We start from the raw sequence: 21,408 nt of genomic DNA, 5'->3' as shown, positions 1-21,408 counted from the left end.
AGTTTATCAACAGGAAAAAATATTTACATAAAAGTACAAAAACCAGGAAGGAATAGGTGATACATTATGGATTATAAGATCACAGGTTATGAACCGGAAAAATTATTTCATTTTTTTGAAGAAATCAGTGCAATTCCACGTGGATCTGAAAACGAAAAGGAAATCAGTGATTATCTTGTCAAATTTGCCCAGGAGAGAGGATTATGGTATCATCAGGATTCATTTTATAATGTGATTATCAAAAAAGAAGGAAGTAAAGGAAAAGAAAATCTTCCGGCAGTTATGCTTCAGGGGCATATTGATATGGTATGTGAAAAAAATTCTGATGTAGACCATGATTTCCTTAAGGACGGATTAGATTTAATGATAAAAGATGGAAATCTGATGGCAAAAGGAACAACTCTTGGTGCCGATAACGGTGTTGCCGTTGCATTGATGTTAATGGTTATGGATGATGATAATATCGTACACCCGCCATTAGAGTGCGTATTTACAACACAGGAAGAAATTGGTCTTAATGGAGCAGCATTTCTGGACAAATCTTTGATCCATGCCAGAACAATGATTAATATGGATTCTGAGGAAGAAGGAATTGCAACAGTTAGCTGTGCCGGAGGATTACGTATCAATTGTTCAAAGAATGTAGAGACAGAATCCTTAGAAGGAATACTGCTACAGATATCTATAGATCACCTGACGGGTGGACATTCGGGTTCAGATATTGGTAAAGGACGGGAGAATGCTAATCTTTTAATGGCTAGAATATTATATAGATTACTAAAAGATACGGATGGGAATATTGTCAGTATTAATGGCGGTAATAAGGATAATGCTATTCCAAGAAAATGTGATGCAGTTCTAATCTATACAGATTATCAGGAAGCTGCAAAAGCCGAAAAACTGGCATTGGATATGGCAGAAATAATAACAAAAGAAGTTATTGCCAGCGAACCGGATTTTTCCTGCAAAATATCATTAAAAAAAGGGAAGGCAGCAGCTCTTTCTAAAAAAGATGGAACAGATGCGGTCAATGCCATGTATCTGGCTCCGAATGGAGTTCAAAAAAGAAATATGACAATGGATGGATTTATTGAAACTTCTTCCAATATGGGGATTGTAGCAACTTCAAAAAATTCTGTTACAATAGTTTTTTCTCCAAGATCTTCTGTAGCTTCTTTAATGGACAATATGAAGCAGAAGATTATATTACTGGCAGATATATTCGGATTTCAATGTGATTTCATGGGGGAATATCCTGGATGGAGTTATGTTGATAAATCTCCGATTCGAGAGATTTTTAAAGAAAGTTATAAAGAATTATTTCATGAAGAATTGAAAATAGAAGCGATTCATGCAGGACTGGAGTGTGGTCTGTTTTCGGATGCCCTTCCAGGATTGGATGCCATAGCAGTCGGTCCGGCCATCTACGAATGTCATACTCCAAAAGAATGCCTTCCGCTGGACTCCTTTGAACGTTTTTATAAATTGTTAAAAGAAGTATTAAAACGATTGACAGAATGCTTATAATAGCTGAAAAAGTAAGGGTTAGAAGATGAGACTTAATTTAAAAATACCTCCTGTGGGACAGAGAATCGTACGTTCTGTATGTGCTGTAATATTATGTTTTGCTGTCTATTTTTGTATGGGAAAGACAGGAATTCCTTTTTATTCGGCATTAGCCGTGCTGCAATGTATTCAGCCCTACCATGGTAGCAGTATGAAGATGGCAAGAAAAAGAACCATAGGAACTTTTATAGGAGCTTTTTGGGGACTGATTGTAATCATAATAGAAGTATATGGGCTTCAACTCTGGAGTTTTGGAAGTTTTTTCTACTATTTAATGATTTCATTTTTTACAGGAGTTGTTTTATATACTACAGTTTTATTAGAATGTAAAAATGCATCATATTTTTCCTGTGTGGTTTTTCTGAGCATTACAGTTATGCATATTTTTGATAAAAATCCTTTTTTATTCGTGCTTGACAGAGTATGGGACACCTTGCTTGGTGTGGTAATTGCCATATTAGTTAACTCTTTCCATCTTCCGCGGGAAAAGAGGAGAGATGTGCTGTTTGTTTCAGGGGTGGATGACACAATACTGACGAAGAATGATGAATTAACACCATTTAGTAAAGTGGAATTAAACCGAATGATTGAACAAGGTGCTATGTTTACAGTGTCAACTATTCGTACTCCAGCGTCTGTAAGAGAATCGTTAGACGGGGTGAATTTAAAACTTCCAATCATTGCAATGAATGGAGCAGTTCTATATGATATAGAAAATAATTCATACCTTATGTCTTATCATATGACATATGAACAAGCTAAAAGAATTATAGATATTATGAAAGAAGAGCATGTAGCATATTTTACAAATGTAGTAATCGATGATTCTCTGATTATTTATTATGAAGAACTAAACAATGAAGCAGTATTGAAAATTTATCAGCAAATGAAAAAATCACCTTTTCGTAATTATATTAAACATTCTTTACCTAAAGGTGAAAATGTAGTTTATTTTACGATCATAGATGAAAGAGGCAAGATTGAAAAGCTGCATCAGAGACTTTTGGAGCAGCAATGGATAAACGAGTATAGAATTGTAATGTATGATTCTGTGGATTATCCAGGATATACTTATATTAAGCTGTATCATCGTGATGCAACACGAGAGCATATGCTGGAGAGACTTTTAGAAATACTGGATATACATAAGGTAGTCACTTTTGGAAGTCTGAAAGAGAAATATGATGTATATGTGGAAGATTCAGATCGGAATATTATGGTGAAAAAGCTAAAAAGAAACTTTGAACCGGTAAAAAGAGTTTTCAATAAACCAGAAGTAAAATATTAAAAATTAATATTATTTGAATTAGGCCTGTCTAAAACAATATCCTTTTTTTCTTTCCATTGTTGTAACAGCCGTTATATTTTTTTACGCTGTCAGCGGAACAGGAAGAAAATCATATTTGATATGATTATCAGGAATAAATACACAGGAGGAGATATATGAAAAAGGAGAAAACAGGCACAAAACTATGCAGACATTGTAAAAGCGAGATACCGGCGGGAGCCAAAGTTTGTCCTAACTGCAGGAAAAAGCAAGGAGGAAAACTTAAATGGATTTTGTTGACACTGATTGTAATCATTGTTGCTTTAAGTTTTATAGGAGGAGAAGAAGAAAAGCCTAAGAAAACTTCATATAAAATAGGGGAAACAGCAACACAGAATGATATTGAGATTACATTAAAAAGTGTGAAGACTTCACGAGGGGAAGAATATAACAAGCCAGATAAAAATAAGATATTTATGGTATGTGAATTCCAGATTGATAATAAATCTGATCATGATATTGCCATAAGTTCAGAATTAAATTTTGAGGCATATATAGATGATTATTCATTAAATCAGGATTTTATGGCCCTTTCTTTAGATGAGTTTCAAGAGAAAAATCAGCTAGATGGAGATCTTAGTGCAGGTAAAAAAATGAATGGTATTATTGCTTACCAGGTACCTAAAGATTGGAAACAGTTAGAAATAAAAGTACAGCCTGATTTCTGGGATGAAAAGATCAAATTTGTAAAAAAAAGATAGTAGTATAAAAGATAGTAGTATAGTAGTAAAAAAGCAGATATCAAGCTTCTAAAGTCTGATAATCTGCTTTTTTGCAAATGAATTATTCTTCACATTTTAATACATTATTGTAAAAACTATTCATTTCCCTTTTTGTTGCAAAAGTTGCCACATACATCTGGTTTCCCATGGCTCCTGAAAAAACATCAGGAATGCGGTCTACCATTTTCATATGCTCTCCGTATTTATTCATAATATCTTCGTGGGTCATTACAAATTTCTTACCATCTCTTAATCCTGCAAATGCACAATAAGAGTGGTTTCCGACAGGAAGAGTGGATTTATTGAAAGCAATCATATCTGCCCAGATTTTGTATACATTTGTGCTGTGAGCAAAATTGATCATGTCTGGAGTGAATCCTCCACATGGACGCATGTTAACTTCCAAAGCCACAATATCACCTTTTTTCCCCATTCCTTCATGATCTTCCAAAAGACGGAAAAATTCAAAGTGTATAAAACGGCTTTTTACACCAAAACTTTTCACTGTTGCGCGTCCTGCTTTTCTTGTGTCAGCAGGAAGCTTATTTACGATATAATAAATGGAATTGTCAGCATTATTTACAATATCCATAACAGACATTGGAGTTACATTTCCTGTTTCAAACATAGGATTACCATCAGCGTCAATAATGGCATCGTAAGAATTTATTTCAGCATTAATAAATTCTTCCATAATATATTGAACATTTTCCTGTTTTATTTCAAAAAATGAAGCTAATTCACTGTCATTACTGATTTTATATGTATCAGCAGCACCAACACCATTGTCTGGTTTTGTAATAACTGGGTATCCCACTTTTTTAATAAATTTCTTGCAGTTCTCAATGGTATCAACCAAATGATAACGAGCTACAGGAATTCCTGCTTTTATGTAGAATTCCTTCATTTTGGATTTGAATTTGATGCGAGGAATATCTTCTTCCTGGAACCCGCTTGTGATATGATATGCAGTACGAAGTTTTGCATCCCGCTCCAGCCAGTATTCATTATTGGATTCTAACCAGTCGATTGGTCCATATTTATGAATAAAGAATGCAACAGCACGATATACTTCATCATAATTTTCAAGACTATCTACTTTGTAATACTCATTCAGGCTTTCCTTTAAGTCATTGCTTAAATCATCATAAGGCTGATCTCCAATTCCAAGTACATTTAATCCATTGTTTTTTAGTTCTTTACAAAACTGCCAGTAGTTTGTAGGAAAATTTGGAGAGATAAAAATAAAGTTTTTCATATATACCTTCTTTCTAAAAATCATTGAAATTTAATCATTAAGTAAATAAGGGACAAAATATGTTACCTGTTTATACCACCAGTCCCAATCATGGTTTACATCAAATCCCCAGAAATCTACCCATGTATGGATTCCTTTATCTGCAAAAATAGAAGCAAGCTGTCGGGTTGTTTCAGGTTCTTCCCATGCACCCTGACCGACGCAAATGATGGATTTCCCGGAATTATATTTTTCAATATAAGGATGATCTGGTGACATATTTCCAAGATAGTGAACAGGGGAGTTGTTGTAAACCATTTCATCCATATATCCATCCCATCCATAATCAGCTGTGTAAATACCGCTTAAAGCAAGAAGTCCATCAAAAATATCAGGAAAGCGATAGTAAAGATTTACAGCATGTGTTGCACCAAGGCTGCAGCCAAATGCAATAATACCAGGATAGCCGTCCCATCCGTTTCGCTGGTTAACAGTTGCACGCATGAAAGGAACCATTTCATCAACAATGTATTTGATCCACTGCTCATAACGATCAATCCTCCAGTGAGGATCTCCGCTTTTGTTTGACCAGGTTTCTTCATCAATAGTGTCAATGGAAAATACCATGACCTGTCCAGATTCAATCCATGGTGACCAGACATCGGTCATTTTAAAATTTTCAAAATCATAAAAATGCCCATCCTGACAAGGAATAAATAAGACTGGACGTCCTCCATGTCCATATACTTTACATTCCATATCTCGATTCAGTGCAGGGCTGTACTGTTTAAAATAATGAATTTCCATAAAAACCTCCAATTTTTCTTGTTAGTATAATAATGTATGCATAAAAAACGGAATTTGCTGTTCCCAGCTGGCTTCGCAATGATCACCACCAGGAACGATCCGGCTGTTTAACAAAACACCACAGTGTAAAAGATTTCTCGCTATTTTTTCATAAATCAGCAACATATTATCATGATGATTCAGTTCATTGGAACCATAATCCATATAAAGAACAGTATCCGGCTGGATCATGGAATTTTTTATAAGCGAAATAATCTTTTTTGGTGCTGTCCATAAAGAAGGGGACAGTGCTGCTGCTTTGGAAAAAACATTGTTGTATTCCATTAAAGCGTATAAACTCATAAGTCCGCCCATAGAACTTCCGGCAATATATGTATGCTCTCTGTCAGGAATTGTTCGGAAACGGGAATCAATATCTTTTTTAAAATCATTAATCAGCCACTCCATTGTCAGTTTTCCAAGACCGGTTATTTTACCAAAATTAGAATCCTTGAATGTGAAGGGCGAGTATTCCCGCAGACGCCCGTTATCCGGACTATGATTGCATTCTACAGCTGCAACGATTAACTGGGTGCTGGTCTGATCCATGTATTCTTTCATTCCCCAGCATTTGCCGTAAGTTGCATCAGAATCAAAAAAAACATTGTGTCCGTCAAACATGTAGAGTACAGGATAGTGCCTTTCTGGATTATCGTTATAAGATTCTGGAAGGTATATGTATGCACTGCGCGGTTCTGCTCCAGTTAGTTCCGGAATAGTAATATCCCATTTGTAAATCATAATTTTCTCCAATTCTATGTATATTTACCAATACACATCTTATTAATTTCTATTGGTAAATATAGCATAGAAGCCCCTGAATATCAAGTTTTTGGGAATTTATGGATAATTAATTTTCACTTTTTTGATTCTTATGAATACGAAAAAAATATAGTAGATATTTAAACGAATACAGGTATAATAAAAGTAAGCATCTGATTTTATGGAATATTAATTACGAAAAGATATAAAAGCAGATTTTTTAAAGAGAGGTATATAAAATGTTTATTAGACAAAATAATCGTGAACTTGGAATAGACTGGAAAACTTTTTATGGAAATGTATTTGCCCTGGTAGTTCCTATGGCATTGCAGAATTTAATCAATGTGGGAGTGACCGCTGCGGATGTTATGATGCTTGGAAAAGTTGGAGAAAAAGTACTGTCAGGTTCTTCGCTTGCAGGGCAGGTTCAATATATTATGGTACTGTTTCTTTTTGGACTGACTTCAGGAGCGACGGTCCTAACTGCCCAGTATTGGGGAAAAGGGGATAAAAAGACCATTGAGAAAATTTTAGGAATGGGAATCCGTGCAGCTGTTACTATTACCCTGATTTTTACAATTGCAGCATTGACCATTCCAGGGTTACTTATGAAAATTTTCACAAGTGATCCTCTGGTAATTACAGAAGGAATCAAGTATTTAAAAATCGTTGCTTTTTCTTATGTTATGATGGGCATTACACAGGTTTATCTGTATATTATGCGCAGTGTTGAAAGAGTAGTTGTTGCAACGGTAGTATATCTGATATCTTTAATATGTAATGTAATTCTTAATGGGATTTTTATTTTCGGATTGTTTGGATGTCCGGCGATGGGTATCCGTGGCGCAGCTTTAGCAACACTGATTTCCAGAATCTTGGAACTTTTTCTGGTATTTATTTATGCAAAAAAATTTAACCGGGATATTTTATTTCGGTTCAGATATTTTCTTCATCTGGATTCTGTGCTGTTAAAAGACTTTCTGAAATATGCACTTCCTGTAGTTTTAAATGAAGTTATGTGGGGAATGGGAACTGCAGCCAATACCGCCATTCTTGGACATATGGGAAGTGCAGCCGTAGCAGCAAATTCTGTTGCACAGGTTGCAAGGCAGCTGGCAACAGTTGTTGCATTTGGACTGGCAAGTGCAACAGCAATTTATCTTGGAAAAACCATTGGAGAGCAGAAACCTGAACATGCCAAAGCCTATGCACAGCGATTCTTGGTTTTAAGTGTTCTAATGGGACTTATAGGTGGAGGAATGATTCTGATAGCAGCTCCTGTTGCCACATCTCTCCTTGCATTGACACCAATGGCAAAAGAATATTTAAGATTCATGTTTTTTGTTATGTCTTATTTTGTTGTGGCACAGGCTTTTAATACAACAATGATTGTTGGAACTTTTCGTTCAGGAGGAGATACTCGTTTTGGACTTATTCTAGATATGTCAACAATGTGGGGATGCTCTATTTTATTTGGCGCACTGGCAGCTTTTGTATTTCATGCAAGTGTACCTGTGGTATATGTGATTTTAATGAGTGATGAATTAATCAAAGTGCCAGTTACATGGATAAGATTCAAAAGCTACAAGTGGCTGAGAAATGTAACAAGAGACATGGCAGAAGGAGTGTAGATATGGAAACAGAAGTAAAATTAACAAAACTGGCCCAGTGTGCAGGATGTGGCGCAAAAGTAGGAGCAGGAACTCTTGCCAGATTGCTTCAGGATATTCCCACCAGATATGATGAACGACTGATTGTGGGATATGACAAAAGTGATGATGCTTCTGTATATGTGATCAATGACGAGACGGCCCTGGTACAGACCATCGATTTTTTCCCTCCTATTGTAGATGATCCGGAATTGTTTGGTGAGATTGCTGCTGCCAATTCCATTAGCGATATTTATGCTATGGGAGGTGACCCCAAATTGGCATTAAACGTCATGTGTGTCACAAAAGAAATGGACCAGAAGTCTATTCAGAGCATATTGCGAGGTGGATACAAAAAAGCCTATGAAGCAGGTGTTATTATTACAGGAGGACATACCATTCAGGATCAGGAGCCGAAATATGGGCTATCTGTATCTGGTTTTGTACATCCAGAGAAAGTGCTTACTAATGCAGGGGCAAAACCTGGAGATGTTTTAATTTTAACCAAGCCTTTAGGTGTGGGAATTCTGACTACAGCTGCAAAAGCTGAATTTATTGATATGAAAATCATGGATAAAATTTATAAACAAATGGCAACATTAAATAAGAAGGCCCGAGATATTATGGTGAAATTCCATCCTCACAGCTGTACAGATGTTACTGGATTTGGCCTTCTGGGACATGGATATGAAATGGCTCAGGGAAGTGGTGTAACGATTCACTTTATGGCAGATCAGATACCATATCACTCAGAAGCTTTTGAAATGGCGCTGATGGGCATGATACCTGAAGGTGCTTATAGAAATCGTAAATATGCCCAGAGTGGAGTGACATTTTCCCCAAATATTTCAGAAGCTATGCAGGATATTCTTTATGATCCGCAGACCTCAGGAGGGTTGATGATAGCAGTACCAGAAGATGAGGCTAAAGACATGCTGAGACAGCTGCAAAGTGAAATACCTTGTGCCAGGATTATTGGTTATGTAACCCCGGAAGAAGGAAATAGTATTAAAGTTGAGTAGAAAAAATATCTCTATAAATCGCTTAAAGAAATTTCTATGTTATAATAAAGTCAGTTTCATATAAAAAATGCCCTGTGAAAGGGTTATTTTTTAAAAGTCGTTACTCTCACTTAAGAATAACCATTCAGGAGGTATTATGAAAGATCAGTTTCAAAGAGAAATCGATTATATTAGGATTTCGATTACAGATCGATGTAATCTTTGCTGCAGATACTGCAGGCCGGATCATATAGATCATTTATCCCACAATGATATTTTAACATATGAAGAGATTCTTACCTTATGTAGAATTTTTGTAAAACTTGGTATTCATAAATTTAAAATTACCGGTGGAGAACCTTTAGTAAGAAAAGATTGCATTTCTTTTATCAGGCAGTTGAAAAAACTTCCTGGAGTATCTTCTGTAACCTTAACGACCAATGGTATAAAGTTGAAAGATTCTATAAAAGAATTAGCAGAGTCAGAAATTGATGGTGTGAATGTAAGCCTGGATTCACTGAATTCACAAACCTATAAAAAGATTACCGGAACAGATGTGGTTGAAATTGTAAAAGATGCTATCATTGCTGCATCAGAAGCAGGACTTTCGGTGAAGATTAATACGGTACTGGAATCAGAAACTTCTATGGAGGATATATGGGCTTTTATAGATTTTGTAAAAAACCACAGAGTTCCTGTTCGATTTATTGAACGTATGCCAATGGGATTTGAATATGAAGATTTTTCAATTCTGGATAAAGAAGCGATTTTAACAAAAATTATTAAAAAAGGTATACGGATTGAAAAAATTTCAGATACTTCCTCTATTGGAAATGGTCCTGCAACGTATTATAAATTAGATGGGTACGATGGATTGATTGGATTCATAGAAGCACTTCATGGTAAGTTTTGTCATATGTGCAACCGGATCAGGCTTACTTCTGCCGGTCAGTTAAAACCGTGTCTGTATTATCCGGAAACTTTGAATTTGCGGGATATGATTCGAAATAAATATGATGAAGATGAAATGATGCAGGAAATTAAAAAGGCAATTTATGAAAAACCAAAATCACATGATTTTGAAAAGGAACCTTCTGAAGTTAATATGTCTTCCATTGGAGGATAATGAAAGGATAGATTATGGGCGAATTAACACACTTTGATCAACAGGGAAATGCAATAATGGTTGATGTTACAAATAAAAACGAAACTGTGAGAACTGCGGTTGCTGTAGGGAAAATTCAGGTTAGCCAGGAAGTTTTTACGAAAATTAAAGAAGGAAAAATTGGAAAGGGAGATGTTCTTGGAACTGCAAGGATAGCAGGAATTATGGCGGCAAAAAAGACATTTGAATTGATTCCCCTGTGTCATATTCTAATGCTGACAAAATGTACCGTTGACTTTGAAATGATGGAGAAAGACCTGGAAATTCAGGCAAAATGCACAGTAAAAACCACAGGAAAAACAGGAGTTGAAATGGAAGCATTAACAGGAGTTCAAATAGCTTTACTTACAATTTACGATATGTGCAAAGCTGTGGATAAATCAATGATGATAAATGAAATTCATTTATTGAAAAAAACAGGAGGAAAGAGTGGTGATTTTCAATGGAAGGAATCGTAAGAGCTGTGTGCATCAGTGACAAGCGAGGAACAGCAAAAAGAAATGTTCAGACAGTAAAGCTGATAAAAGATTATGGAATTGATAAAGATGCTCATGCAGGACATTGGCATCGGCAGGTTAGTCTGCTAAGTTATGATAAAGTAGAAGAATTTAATAACAAAGGGGGAAATGCAGCAGAGGGTGCCTTTGGTGAAAATATTCTAGTGGAAGGTATTGATTTTAAACATCTTCCTGTGGGAACGATTTTGAAATGTAAAGATGTGATTCTTCGGATGACACAAATTGGAAAAGAATGTCATAATCATTGCGAAATATATAAAAGAGTAGGAGATTGTATTATGCCAAGAGAAGGGGTGTTTGCGGAAGTTTTGTCTGGTGGAAGTATTTCCACAGGAGATCATATGTATGTGGAACTGCCTGCTGCGGATACACCTTTAACCGCAGCAGTAATTACCCTTAGTGACAAGGGTGCTGCAGGATTAAGGAAAGATACCAGCGGTCCTAAGGCAGCTGAAATTTTAACACTGGAAGGTTATCATGTGGTGGAGCAGATTCTCCTTCCTGACCAAAAAGAATTGATTGAAAAACAGCTGATTCGATTGTGTGACAGTCGTCAGGTAAATCTTATTCTTACAACAGGAGGAACAGGATTTTCTGAAAGAGATTGCACACCGGAAGCAACTATGGCAGTGGCAGAGCGAAATGTTCCTGGAATTGCAGAGGCTATCCGTGCAGGGTCCATGAGCATAACTAAAAGAGCTATGCTATCCAGAGGAGTATCTGTTATTCGAAAACAGACATTGATTATTAATCTTCCCGGAAGCGAAAAAGCAGTGGAAGAAAGCTTGTCTTTTATCATTAGTGAATTGGAACATGGACTTAATATTTTAAGGGGAACAGTATCTGAATGCGGAAATCATTCTAAAGGAGTTTAAAAATGGATACATCACCAATCTGGATATCTATGAAAACATCTATAGTGACAATCTTTATTACATTTTTTCTGGGAATTTTGGCTGCAAGATGGGTTTTATGTCGAAAAAGTGAAAAGACTAAAGTAATATTGGATGGGATTTTAACCATGCCACTGGTATTGCCTCCAACAGTAGCCGGATTTTTTCTTTTATATATTTTTGGCTCTTATGGACCTGTTGGGAAATTTTTTTACCACAATTTACATATTAAGATTGCATTCTCCTGGGGTGCGACAGTCCTGGCAGCAGTTGTTATTTCTTTTCCATTGATGTATCGTTCTGCCAGAGGAGCATTGGAGCAGATTGATAAAGATTTAATTTATGCAGCGCGAACACTTGGAATGGGCGAATGGACAATTTTCTGGAAAATCATGATTCCCAATGGCTTGCCCGGTATTATTTCCGGAGGTGTTCTGGCATTTGCCAGAGGGCTGGGAGAATTTGGGGCTACAGCTATGATTGCAGGAAACATTCCAGGAAGAACACGAACATTGCCATTGGCAGTTTATGCAGAGGTTGCTGCAGGAAATATGGATCTTGCATATCAGTATGTGCTGGTGATTATAATTATTAGTTTTGTTATGGTAATGGCAATGAATATTTATTTATTTTTAGAAAAGAAAAAACAGGAAAAATGAGAGGAAAATCTATGGGGCTTGTAGTCAGCATTGAAAAAATTTTAAAAGAATTTACTCTAAAAGCCCAATTAAAAGCTGATGCAGAGTGTTTAGGGCTGATGGGACCATCTGGTAGTGGAAAAAGCATGACTTTAAAATGCATTGCCGGAATTGAAACACCAGACAAAGGGAAAATAATCTTAGATGGAAAAGTATTATTTGATTCGGATAAGAACATTAATTTGACACCACAGGAAAGAAAAATAGGATACCTTTTTCAGGGATATGCATTATTTCCCAATATGACTGTGGAGGAAAATATACATACAGGATTGAAAGCGAGAAAAATGTCAAAGCAGGAAATAGAGAACAGGACAATGGAGATGTTAAAACGCTTTCATATTGAAGAATTACAGAATCGTTACCCAAGGCAGCTATCCGGGGGACAAAAGCAAAGAGCAGCTCTTGCCAGATTAATGGCATATGAACCGGAAGTTATATTGCTAGATGAGCCATTTTCAGCATTAGATGAAGATTTACGGGAAGAACTGCAGCATGAAATCCGAAATATGCTTGCAGATTTTCATAGACCTTCCATATTGGTAAGTCATAACAGCAAAGAAATTAATAATCTCTGTAATAAGAAATATCAAATCATAAGGGGTCAGATACAATAAATCAATATCATTTGAAAGTGAGGTAAAAAAGATGAAAGGTAAAAAGTTATTTGCAGGATTACTGGCAGCCGTTATGGCTTGTAGTGTTGGAGGATGCGGTTCAAAAGAAACAGCGAAGAAAAAGGAGACAGTTACATTATCTCTTGCAGTAGCGGCAAGTCTTGAAAAATGTTATACGGAAAAGCTAATCCCCATGTTTGAAAAAGAAAATGAAGGTATTAAGGTTGAAGGAAGTTATGACAGCTCAGGAAAACTGCAGACTCAGATTGAACAGGGAATGGAGGCAGATGTTTTCATGTCAGCAGCCACCGAACAAATGGATCAGCTGGTAAAAGAAGATTACATAGCAAAAAATGATGTTGTAAATCTGCTGGAAAACAAACTGGTATTAATCGTACCAAAAGAAGGGAATGTAAAAATCACATCTTATGAAGATATAACAAAAGCAGAAACCATTGCCATCGGTGATCCTAAAAGTGTTTCTGCCGGACAATATGCTCAGGAGGTTTTTAAAAATCTTAAAAACTGGGATCAGGTTCAGAAAAAGGCAAGCCTCGGTACCAACGTAACAGAGGTATTAAACTGGGTAGCAAAAGGAAGTGCTGACTGTGGAGTTGTATATGCAACAGATGCAGCAAGTACAAAGGATGTAAAAGTCATAGCAGAAGCTTCAGACAAGATGTTAAAAACACCTGTTATTTATCCTGTTGCTTCATTGAAAAACAGCAAACATAAGGATGCGGCAGACAAATTTGTAGAATTTTTGCAATCCAAAGAAGCATTAGAAGTATTTGAGGATTATGGCTTTACCATTCAAAAATAGGAGGGATATTTTTTGAAATTAATTGACACAAAAAATGCAGAGGGTGCTGTTCTTTGTCATGATATGACGCAGATTATCAAAGGAGTTACAAAAGATGCAAGATTTCGAAAAGGACATGTGGTAACCAAAGAAGATATTCCAGTACTTTTATCTCTGGGAAAAGATCATTTATATGTATGGGAACCAGGAGAAAATATGCTACATGAAAATGATGCCGCCAGAATTCTTTGTGATATCTGTAAAAATGATGGTATGATAGAATCTGAGGTTAAAGAAGGAAAAATTGAACTGTCTGCTGCATATGACGGTCTTTTCAAAATCAGGAAAGAAAAGCTTCTACAGATAAATTCCTATGGGCAGATGATGATAGCTGCCCGTCATGGGAATACACCAGTAAAAAAAGGAGACAAACTGGCAGGTACCCGCATTATTCCACTTGTGATTGAGAAAGAAAAAATGGATGATGTAAAAAAACTGGCAGGTAATCAGCCGATTCTATCATTGTTGCCATATAAACCTAAAAAAGCAGCTGTCATTACTACAGGAAATGAGGTGTTTTATGGAAGAATCGAAGATACGTTTACTCCTGTCGTCATACAAAAAATAGAAGAGTATGGTGCAAAAGTATTCCATCATGTAAAACTTCCAGATAATCATGAAAAGGTGACAGAAGCTATTTTAAAGGCAATAGAAGATGGTGCAGAGATGGTATTATGTACCGGCGGAATGAGTGTAGACCCTGATGACAGAACACCTCTTGCCATTAAAAATACAGGTGCTCAGGTGGTTTCTTATGGATCACCTGTATTGCCGGGAGCTATGTTTATGCTGGCATATACAAAAGAGAATATACCAATCATAGGACTTCCTGGATGCGTAATGTATGCAAAACGAACAATCTTTGATCTGGTCCTTCCTAGAATTATGGCAGATGATCCGGTAACGTCCAGTGAACTGGCAGCTCTTGGAGAAGGTGGTCTATGTCTTAACTGTAACATATGCACTTATCCTAATTGTGGATTCGGAAAAGGATGGTAAAAAATGAAACAATATCTGCCTCAACAGTTTGATGTTAAATTAAGGGTATTTAAGGAAGAACCTGATTTTGGAAAAGGTGTTACTCAGCTTTTAGCACTGATAGAGCAAAAAGGTTCTCTTTCTGCTGCCTATAATGAGATGGGAATGGCTGCCAGTAAAGCATGGAAAATTTTAAATCGGGCAGAACATGATCTGGGTGTACGTTTGGTAGAACGAAAAGCTGGAGGAAAAAAGGGCGGCTATTCAACTTTGACACCGGAGGGAAAGGATATGATGGAAAGATATATGGCTTTTCAAAAAGAAGTTGAGAAAGCAGCACAAGAAGCCTTTCATAAGTATTTTCGTGAAGATAGGATAGAAATATGAGAGAGAAAACAAAAAAGCTGGTGGTAACTTTTGAAACTACCACAGGCGCCATAAAAATGGAAACTCTTTGTAAAGAACATAATATTTCAGGCAGACTGATACCTGTGCCAAAACAAATCACGGCAGGATGTGGAATGGCATGGTGTACAGAACCTGAAAAAGAAAAAAATCTGAAAGAATTTATGTTAAAACAAAAGATTATTTGGGAAGGAATTTATACTGTATTGATTTAAAAGGAGAAAAATAGCATGAAAAAAGTAGATGCAAGAGGACTGGTATGTCCGTTACCAGTAGTTAATACAAAAAAGGCATTAGATGAGATAAATGGTGAAACTCAGATAGAGATTTTAGTCGATAATGAAATCGCAGTGCAAAATGTAACCAAATTTGCAAATGGCAAAAATTTAAATGTATTCAGTGAAAAGGCAGGGGAAAAGGAATATCGAATTTTAATTACCTTGTCGGAAGATACTTATGATCATGGACCTGAAAAGCAAAATAATGAAGAGATTTCCTGTTATCCTGATGGACGTAGAGAAAATCTTGTGGTCATACTATCTTCAAATAAGATGGGAGAAGGAGAAGATGAACTGGGAAAAACACTGATGAAAGCATTTATTTTTGCTTTGACAAAGCAGGATATACTCCCTAAAACAATTCTTTTATACAATTCAGGGGCTTTTCTATCCTGTGAAGGATCTGACTCTCTGGAAGATTTGAAAAGTCTTGAAGCAGAAGGTGTTGAAATATTCACCTGTGGAACGTGCCTGAATTATTATGAACTGACCAAAAAGCTTTCTGTTGGTTCTGTCAGCAATATGTATGATATTGTAGAAATGATGGAAAGCGCAGATAAAATTATTAAACCATAGGAGATAAAAAATGAAAAATCTGGTTGTTGTAAGAGGTGGCGGAGATATTGCAACCGGTACCATTTACAAGCTGGTAAAAAGTGGATTTCGTGTATTGGTACTGGAGATTGATTCTCCATCGGCAATCCGAAGGAATGTAGCTTTTTCAGAAGCTGTATATGAGGGAAAATGGCGGGTTGAGGACATGACCTGTTATCGGGCAGAAAATCTGAAAGAAGCATATAGGATCATGGATTGTGGAAATCCCGCATTACTGGTGGATCCCCATGGAAAATGTATCGAAGAAATAAAACCAATGGCTGTTATCGATGGAATTCTTGCAAAAAGAAATCTTGGAACCAGCAGGGAAATGGCACCTGTTACCATTGGTCTGGGGCCTGGGTTTACAGCAGGAAAAGATGTGGATGCAGTCATTGAAACCATGAGAGGCCATAAACTTGGACGAGTGATATATAAAGGATCTGCAATTCCCAATACGGGAATTCCCGGAAATATTGCAGGAGTCAGTAAAGAGCGTGTAATACATTCGCCGGCAGAAGGAATTCTTCGAAATATCCATCATATAACAGATATGGTGGAAAAAGGAGAATCCATCGCATGGATTGAAACAAAAAACGGAAATGTACAGGTGCCTGCAACCATTGATGGATTATTAAGAGGTTTAATCCGTGATGGATACCCGGTTGCAAAGGGATTTAAAATTGCTGATATTGATCCAAGAGCAGAAGAATACGATAATTGTTTTACTATTTCTGATAAGGCACGTTGCATAGCTGGAGGAGTTTTAGAGGCTTTGTTATCTCTTCAGATGGAAAAATGTACTCATTTGGATCAATCTTCACAGGTTTATGCTGATTGTGCAGCAACCAGTATCCATAAACCCCTACAGGTAAAGGAAGCCATGGAGCGTGCCATGGAGTATGGAAACGCAGGACGTGGAGTTCATGAATCTGCTTTGAAATCTGCAAGAAGTATTTATAAAGCAAGAGAGATTCTCTGTGATTTTTTTGATGCAGATTCTCCTGAGCAGGTTGTCTTTACCAGCGGAGTTACAGAAAGTCTTAATATAGCGATAAAAGGGTTGATTAATCCAGAGGATCAGGTAATTACCACATGGATGGAACATAATAGTGTGCTAAGACCTTTATATGAAATGGAACAAAAAGGCACAGAAATAACGATTACAAATCCGGTGCTTGAGGATATTAAGAAAGCTGTTGGGGAAAAAACAAAAGCTTTGGTCATGACACATGGATCCAATGTAACGGGAGAAGTTTTTGATATTGAAAATATTGGAAAATTCTGCCGGGAAAAAGGTATTTTGTTTATCGTAGACTGTGCCCAGACTGCTGGTATATTCCCTGTATCTATGAAAAAAGATTTTATAGATGTATTATGCTTTACAGGACATAAAGGTCTGCTGGGACCACAGGGAATCGGTGGCATGTGTGTAAGAACCGGTCTGAACATACGACCGCTCATAACTGGCGGAAGTGGAGTACAATCTTTTTCAAAAACTCATCCTGTACAAATGCCGACAGCACTGGAAGCTGGAACATTAAATGGACCTGGAATTGCAGGAATAACAGCTGGAATTGAGTATATCTATGAAAACGGTATGGATATTATTCGCCAGAAAGAACAGAAAAATATAAGACAGTTTTATGAGATGATAAAAGATGAAGAAAAAATTCAAATTTATGGAACAGATAATTTAACAGATTTTAAAAAACGGACAGCTATTCTTTCATGTAACATTAAAGGGATTGATTCTTCTGCAGTCAGCGATGAACTGATGCAGAGATTTAAAATTGAAACGAGATCTGGTGCACATTGTGCTCCATTAGTTCATAAATATTTCCATACAGAGGAACAAGGTATGGTCAGGTTTAGTTTTGGACATGATACAACATCCAATCAAATTAGATATGCTGCAGATATGCTAAAATTGCTGGCACGGGAATAAGGAGGACAATATGATAATTGCAGTAGTAGGATCTGGAGGGAAAACAACCAGAATTCATAATCTTGCAGAAGAATATATAAAACAGGAGAAAACAGTATTTGTAACAACTACAACCCATATGTTAAAAGAAGAGGATACCCTGATTACAGATTCATTAGATGTAATCCAAAGAGAACTGGAGACAAAAGGGTATTGTATGGCAGGTACCTGTACTTCCAACGGAAAAATAGGACCTTTACCTGAGAAATTATTGAAAGAGGTTAATCAGATTGCAGATGTTGTTCTTATAGAAGCAGACGGGTCAAAAGGACTTCCAATAAAATTCCCTGGAGAAAATGAACCTGTTATTCCAGAAGAAATTGATGAGATCCATGTAGTTACCGGTCTTTCAGCACTGGATAAGATGTTTGGAAAAGTGAGTCACAGGTTATCTCTGGTAAAAGAATGTCTTAAGATTTCAGAAGAAACTTTGGTTGAACCTAAACATTTACAACAGCTGGCAATGGAAGGATATGTGAAACCTTTAAGAAAAAAATATCCAGAAGTAAAAGTAAAAATCTGTCCCGGTCAGGTAAATACTCTTTATGAGAAAATTGTGGCTGAATTCTTACGGGAGGAAAAGGATGTGTCAGTTATTCAGAAAGAATGGTTTCAGCTGCAGCCACAGCTTATTATTTTTGGAGGAGGTCATGTATCCGGTAAACTTTTAAAACTGGCAAAGTTTCTTGGTTTTTATACGGTGGTTATCGATGACAGAGAGGAATTTGCAAATATTTTAAATCTTCCGGAAGCGGATGAAATATACTGTTGTGAATTTGATCAGGTTGAGAATGTATTGCCATATGGAGACTGGAATTATTATGTAGTAGTAACCCGTGGACATGCGGCAGATCGAATCTGCGTAGAAAAAGTTTTAAATCGCTCTTATGAATATCTGGGAATGATTGGAAGTAAGAAAAAAGTAACAACAACTTTTGAGGCGTTAAAAAAGGATGGATTTTCTCAGGAACAGATAAAAACCATTCATGCACCTATTGGACTGAAAATTGGTGCAAGGACACCAGAAGAAATTGCTGTCAGTATTGCCGCTGAGCTGATTCAATGTAAAAATCTTGGAACAATCAGTACTATGACAAAAGAACTTTTAGAGACAGATCAAAATGGACTTCTGTGTGTTATCACAAATAAATCAGGTTCTTCACCAAGGGGAGTCGGAAGTATGATGTTAGTTACTTCCGATGGAATTATTGGAAGTATAGGAGGAGGTATTCTGGAAAAAACAGTAATAGAAGAGGCAAAAAGCAAAAAAACTATTTGCAAAGAAACATATGATCTATCCAATTCGGAAAGTGCTAAATTAGGTATGATTTGTGGAGGGAAAAACGAAATATTGTTTATTCCGATTCATGAATAAGGGGGCGTTGCAAAATAGATGAGTAATGGGATAATAAAGCTGATAACGAAGTATGCCTTATCTTATGGAGATGATCCGCATGATACAAGTATGATACGATATGGAAATTCTTTGTATCATCGAACAGGTAGTTCTTTGTATAAAAAAAGTAAAAAATATATTAAATTTGGTACAATGTTGGTTTCTGCTAGAAAGGAGAATTAATTCGAAAAGTTAATTCTCCTAAGGGCAAATACACTGCTAATATATATAATGGAACAGGAGGGGCGACTGTTGATGATTCCGTAATTGTAGAAGTAGAAGAAAAATTAACAAAAAAGAAAATGAATATACACAGAGATGTTTATGATTATAGGCATAAATAATGTTTTATTCAATTTATATGTATTCTTCATATTCAATATTAAAGGTTCATTAAGAGCATTGTGTTAAAATGCGGGTATAAATACGGCAAAAATCCGGCGAAAGAACCGCTGCGCGGTTTCTTAGCCGGATTTTTTAATAAAAAGCATAGCTCCTTGCTTTCTATTACTTTCTTAATTGTTTTTTGGAACAAGAATGACTTCTTCACCGGCTTTCTTTCTCTGATACCATTCTGCAGTTGCTGTCATAACAACGTCAGAAGAAGAGTTCAGAGCAGTTTCTACAGAGTCCTGAATAACTCCGATAATAAATCCAACACCGACGGTCTGCATTGCAACATCATTTGGAATTCCAAATAAAGAACATGCCAATGGAATCAGAAGCAGAGAACCACCGGCAACTCCAGATGCACCACAGGCAGAGATAGCAGATAAGACACTCAAGATAAATGCTGTTGGTAAATCTACAGAAATTCCCAAAGTATGTGCGGTTGCGAGAGTCATAACTGTAATGGTAATTGCCGCTCCATCCATGTTAATGGTTGATCCCAGAGGGATAGAAACAGAATAATTATCTTTATTTAATCCAAGACGCTCGCACAAAGCCATATTCATTGGAATATTGGCAGCAGAACTTCGTGTAAAGAATGCAGTCAGACCACTTTCTTTTAAACATTTGAATACCAATGGATATGGATTTTTACGAAGTAATACAAATACCAGTGCCGGATTTGTAACAAATACAGTAAACAGCATACATCCAACAAGTAAAGCTAAAAGAGTTCCATAGTTTTTGAAAATACCCAGTCCGTTGGTAGATACGGTATTGAATACCAAACCTAAAATACCAAACGGAGCACAGGAAATAATCCAGTGAACTGCCTTTGTAACTGCCTCGGCAGCATCTTGTAAAAACTGTTTTGTTCCAGTGGAAGCATGCTTAAATGCCATTCCTAAAATAACAGCCCAGAACAAAATACCAATATAATTTGCGTTTACCAGAGAATCAACAGGGTTTGATACGATGTTTAATAACAGATTTTTTAATACTTCTCCGATGCCGCTTGGTGGTGCAACTTCAGTTGCAGCAGCCTTGGTTAAGATAATTGTCTGTGGAAAGACAAAACTTCCAATAACAGCAACCAGTGCTCCAATTAAAGTTGTTGTCATGTAAAGTATCATAACGGTTCTCATATTCTTTGCAGCACCTTTTTTTGCGTTTGCCAAAGAGGACATAACCAGGAAGAACACCAGGATTGGAGCCACTGCACGAAGTGCACCTACAAATAAATCTCCCAGAATTGTAAGTACCGTTGCCTTTGGTGCAACAATTCCAAGAATGGCACCAATAATCAGACCAATTACTATTCGGGTAATCAGCCCTAAGCTATTCCATTTTGCTATTATGCTTTTCATTATTTTTCTCCTTCATTTTATTTTGTTATTTTTTATATAGCTATAACCAACATGTTACCCATTATAGTTTTTTAAGTCATTAACGTCAATAAAAAAAATGTCTTTTTAACAAAGAAATCTGTATTTGAATGACGGACAAGAAATTGTATA

General features: G+C 36.5%; 22 protein-coding genes. 18 read left to right on the top strand and 4 right to left on the bottom strand.

The features are described 5' to 3' along the window. Positions 1-66: 66 nt before the first annotated feature. The 3 genes from BHF70_RS02030 (at position 67) to BHF70_RS02020 (ending at position 3,594) form a co-directional block, all read left to right on the top strand. Positions 67-1,527: an aminoacyl-histidine dipeptidase gene (locus BHF70_RS02030; RefSeq protein ID WP_075758676.1), complete on the top strand. Its 1,461-nt coding sequence runs from the start codon at positions 67-69 to the stop codon at positions 1,525-1,527. A gap of 25 nt (positions 1,528-1,552) precedes the next feature. Then, positions 1,553-2,854 carry an HAD hydrolase family protein gene (locus tag BHF70_RS02025; RefSeq protein ID WP_075758675.1) on the top strand — a complete coding sequence of 434 codons (1,302 nt, stop codon included), beginning with the start codon at positions 1,553-1,555 and terminating at the stop codon, positions 2,852-2,854. A gap of 155 nt (positions 2,855-3,009) precedes the next feature. Beyond that, on the top strand, positions 3,010-3,594 hold the full coding sequence (locus BHF70_RS02020; RefSeq protein ID WP_083638239.1) for a DUF4352 domain-containing protein: 585 nt from the start codon (positions 3,010-3,012) through the stop codon (positions 3,592-3,594). A gap of 82 nt (positions 3,595-3,676) precedes the next feature. On the opposite strand, the gene BHF70_RS02015 is transcribed toward BHF70_RS02020, so the two are convergent. Genes BHF70_RS02015 through BHF70_RS02005 form a run of 3 tightly spaced genes read right to left on the bottom strand, consistent with a single transcriptional unit; the run spans position 3,677 to position 6,439 of the window. Then, the gene (locus BHF70_RS02015; protein ID WP_075758674.1) at positions 3,677-4,873 is read right to left on the bottom strand and encodes an ATP-grasp domain-containing protein; all 1,197 of its coding nucleotides are present in this window, start codon (positions 4,871-4,873) and stop codon (positions 3,677-3,679) included. 30 nt (positions 4,874-4,903) lie between these two features. Next, positions 4,904-5,659 (bottom strand): esterase family protein, encoded by a 756-nt coding sequence (locus BHF70_RS02010; RefSeq protein ID WP_075758673.1) that lies wholly within the window; start codon positions 5,657-5,659, stop codon positions 4,904-4,906. A gap of 21 nt (positions 5,660-5,680) precedes the next feature. Next, positions 5,681-6,439, bottom strand: a complete 759-nt coding sequence (locus BHF70_RS02005; RefSeq protein ID WP_075758672.1) for an alpha/beta hydrolase — start codon at positions 6,437-6,439, stop codon at positions 5,681-5,683. 260 nt (positions 6,440-6,699) lie between these two features. Here BHF70_RS02005 and BHF70_RS02000 point away from each other — a divergent pair, with 260 nt between their 5' ends. The 15 genes from BHF70_RS02000 (at position 6,700) to BHF70_RS13080 (ending at position 19,845) form a co-directional block, all read left to right on the top strand. After that, entirely contained in the window at positions 6,700-8,091 is a 1,392-nt protein-coding gene (locus tag BHF70_RS02000; RefSeq protein ID WP_075758671.1) for an MATE family efflux transporter, read from the top strand. 2 nt (positions 8,092-8,093) lie between these two features. Continuing rightward, on the top strand, positions 8,094-9,131 hold the full coding sequence (gene selD / locus BHF70_RS01995) for a selenide, water dikinase SelD (RefSeq protein WP_075758670.1): 1,038 nt from the start codon (positions 8,094-8,096) through the stop codon (positions 9,129-9,131). 136 nt (positions 9,132-9,267) lie between these two features. Further along, positions 9,268-10,236: a GTP 3',8-cyclase MoaA gene (moaA, locus tag BHF70_RS01990; protein WP_075758669.1), complete on the top strand. Its 969-nt coding sequence runs from the start codon at positions 9,268-9,270 to the stop codon at positions 10,234-10,236. A gap of 14 nt (positions 10,237-10,250) precedes the next feature. Then, a complete protein-coding gene (moaC, locus tag BHF70_RS01985; RefSeq protein WP_075758668.1) occupies positions 10,251-10,733 on the top strand; it encodes a cyclic pyranopterin monophosphate synthase MoaC in 483 nt (160 codons plus the stop codon). Continuing rightward, the gene (locus BHF70_RS01980) at positions 10,718-11,668 is read left to right on the top strand and encodes an MOSC domain-containing protein (protein WP_075758667.1); all 951 of its coding nucleotides are present in this window, start codon (positions 10,718-10,720) and stop codon (positions 11,666-11,668) included. The genes moaC and BHF70_RS01980 overlap by 16 nt, the downstream gene beginning before the upstream one ends. A gap of 2 nt (positions 11,669-11,670) precedes the next feature. After that, positions 11,671-12,345: a molybdate ABC transporter permease subunit gene (gene modB, locus BHF70_RS01975; RefSeq protein ID WP_075758666.1), complete on the top strand. Its 675-nt coding sequence runs from the start codon at positions 11,671-11,673 to the stop codon at positions 12,343-12,345. 11 nt (positions 12,346-12,356) lie between these two features. Next, positions 12,357-13,001: a sulfate/molybdate ABC transporter ATP-binding protein gene (locus BHF70_RS01970; RefSeq protein ID WP_075760494.1), complete on the top strand. Its 645-nt coding sequence runs from the start codon at positions 12,357-12,359 to the stop codon at positions 12,999-13,001. Between the two features lie 31 nt (positions 13,002-13,032). Further along, positions 13,033-13,824 (top strand): molybdate ABC transporter substrate-binding protein, encoded by a 792-nt coding sequence (gene modA, locus BHF70_RS01965; protein ID WP_075758665.1) that lies wholly within the window; start codon positions 13,033-13,035, stop codon positions 13,822-13,824. A 12-nt stretch (positions 13,825-13,836) separates the two neighbouring features. Continuing rightward, positions 13,837-14,862 carry a molybdopterin-binding protein gene (locus BHF70_RS01960; protein WP_075758664.1) on the top strand — a complete coding sequence of 342 codons (1,026 nt, stop codon included), beginning with the start codon at positions 13,837-13,839 and terminating at the stop codon, positions 14,860-14,862. 3 nt (positions 14,863-14,865) lie between these two features. Beyond that, positions 14,866-15,228 carry a winged helix-turn-helix domain-containing protein gene (locus tag BHF70_RS01955; RefSeq protein WP_075758663.1) on the top strand — a complete coding sequence of 121 codons (363 nt, stop codon included), beginning with the start codon at positions 14,866-14,868 and terminating at the stop codon, positions 15,226-15,228. Next, entirely contained in the window at positions 15,225-15,461 is a 237-nt protein-coding gene (locus tag BHF70_RS01950; protein ID WP_075758662.1) for a DUF3343 domain-containing protein, read from the top strand. The genes BHF70_RS01955 and BHF70_RS01950 overlap by 4 nt, the downstream gene beginning before the upstream one ends. A 15-nt stretch (positions 15,462-15,476) precedes the next feature. Next, a complete protein-coding gene (gene yedF / locus BHF70_RS01945; protein WP_075758661.1) occupies positions 15,477-16,100 on the top strand; it encodes a sulfurtransferase-like selenium metabolism protein YedF in 624 nt (207 codons plus the stop codon). A gap of 10 nt (positions 16,101-16,110) precedes the next feature. After that, positions 16,111-18,066 (top strand): selenium-dependent molybdenum cofactor biosynthesis protein YqeB, encoded by a 1,956-nt coding sequence (gene yqeB, locus BHF70_RS12830; protein WP_075758660.1) that lies wholly within the window; start codon positions 16,111-16,113, stop codon positions 18,064-18,066. Between the two features lie 10 nt (positions 18,067-18,076). Continuing rightward, positions 18,077-19,480: a selenium cofactor biosynthesis protein YqeC gene (yqeC, locus tag BHF70_RS01935; protein WP_075758659.1), complete on the top strand. Its 1,404-nt coding sequence runs from the start codon at positions 18,077-18,079 to the stop codon at positions 19,478-19,480. Positions 19,481-19,683: 203 nt separating this feature from the next. Then, positions 19,684-19,845, top strand: coding sequence for a DUF5412 family protein (locus tag BHF70_RS13080; RefSeq protein WP_158024890.1), 162 nt, complete (start codon positions 19,684-19,686; stop codon positions 19,843-19,845). A 171-nt stretch (positions 19,846-20,016) separates the two neighbouring features. Here the strand turns inward: BHF70_RS13080 and sstT are convergent, their stop codons facing one another. After that, positions 20,017-21,258, bottom strand: a complete 1,242-nt coding sequence (gene sstT, locus BHF70_RS01925) for a serine/threonine transporter SstT (RefSeq protein ID WP_075758657.1) — start codon at positions 21,256-21,258, stop codon at positions 20,017-20,019. Between the last annotated feature and the right edge of the window lie 150 nt (positions 21,259-21,408).

The organism is Anaerostipes sp. 494a (assembly GCF_001940315.1).
GTDB lineage: Bacteria > Bacillota > Clostridia > Lachnospirales > Lachnospiraceae > Anaerostipes > Anaerostipes faecalis.
Note: the sequence above shows the minus strand (reverse complement) of the source record. Positions and strands in the feature narration are given on the sequence as shown.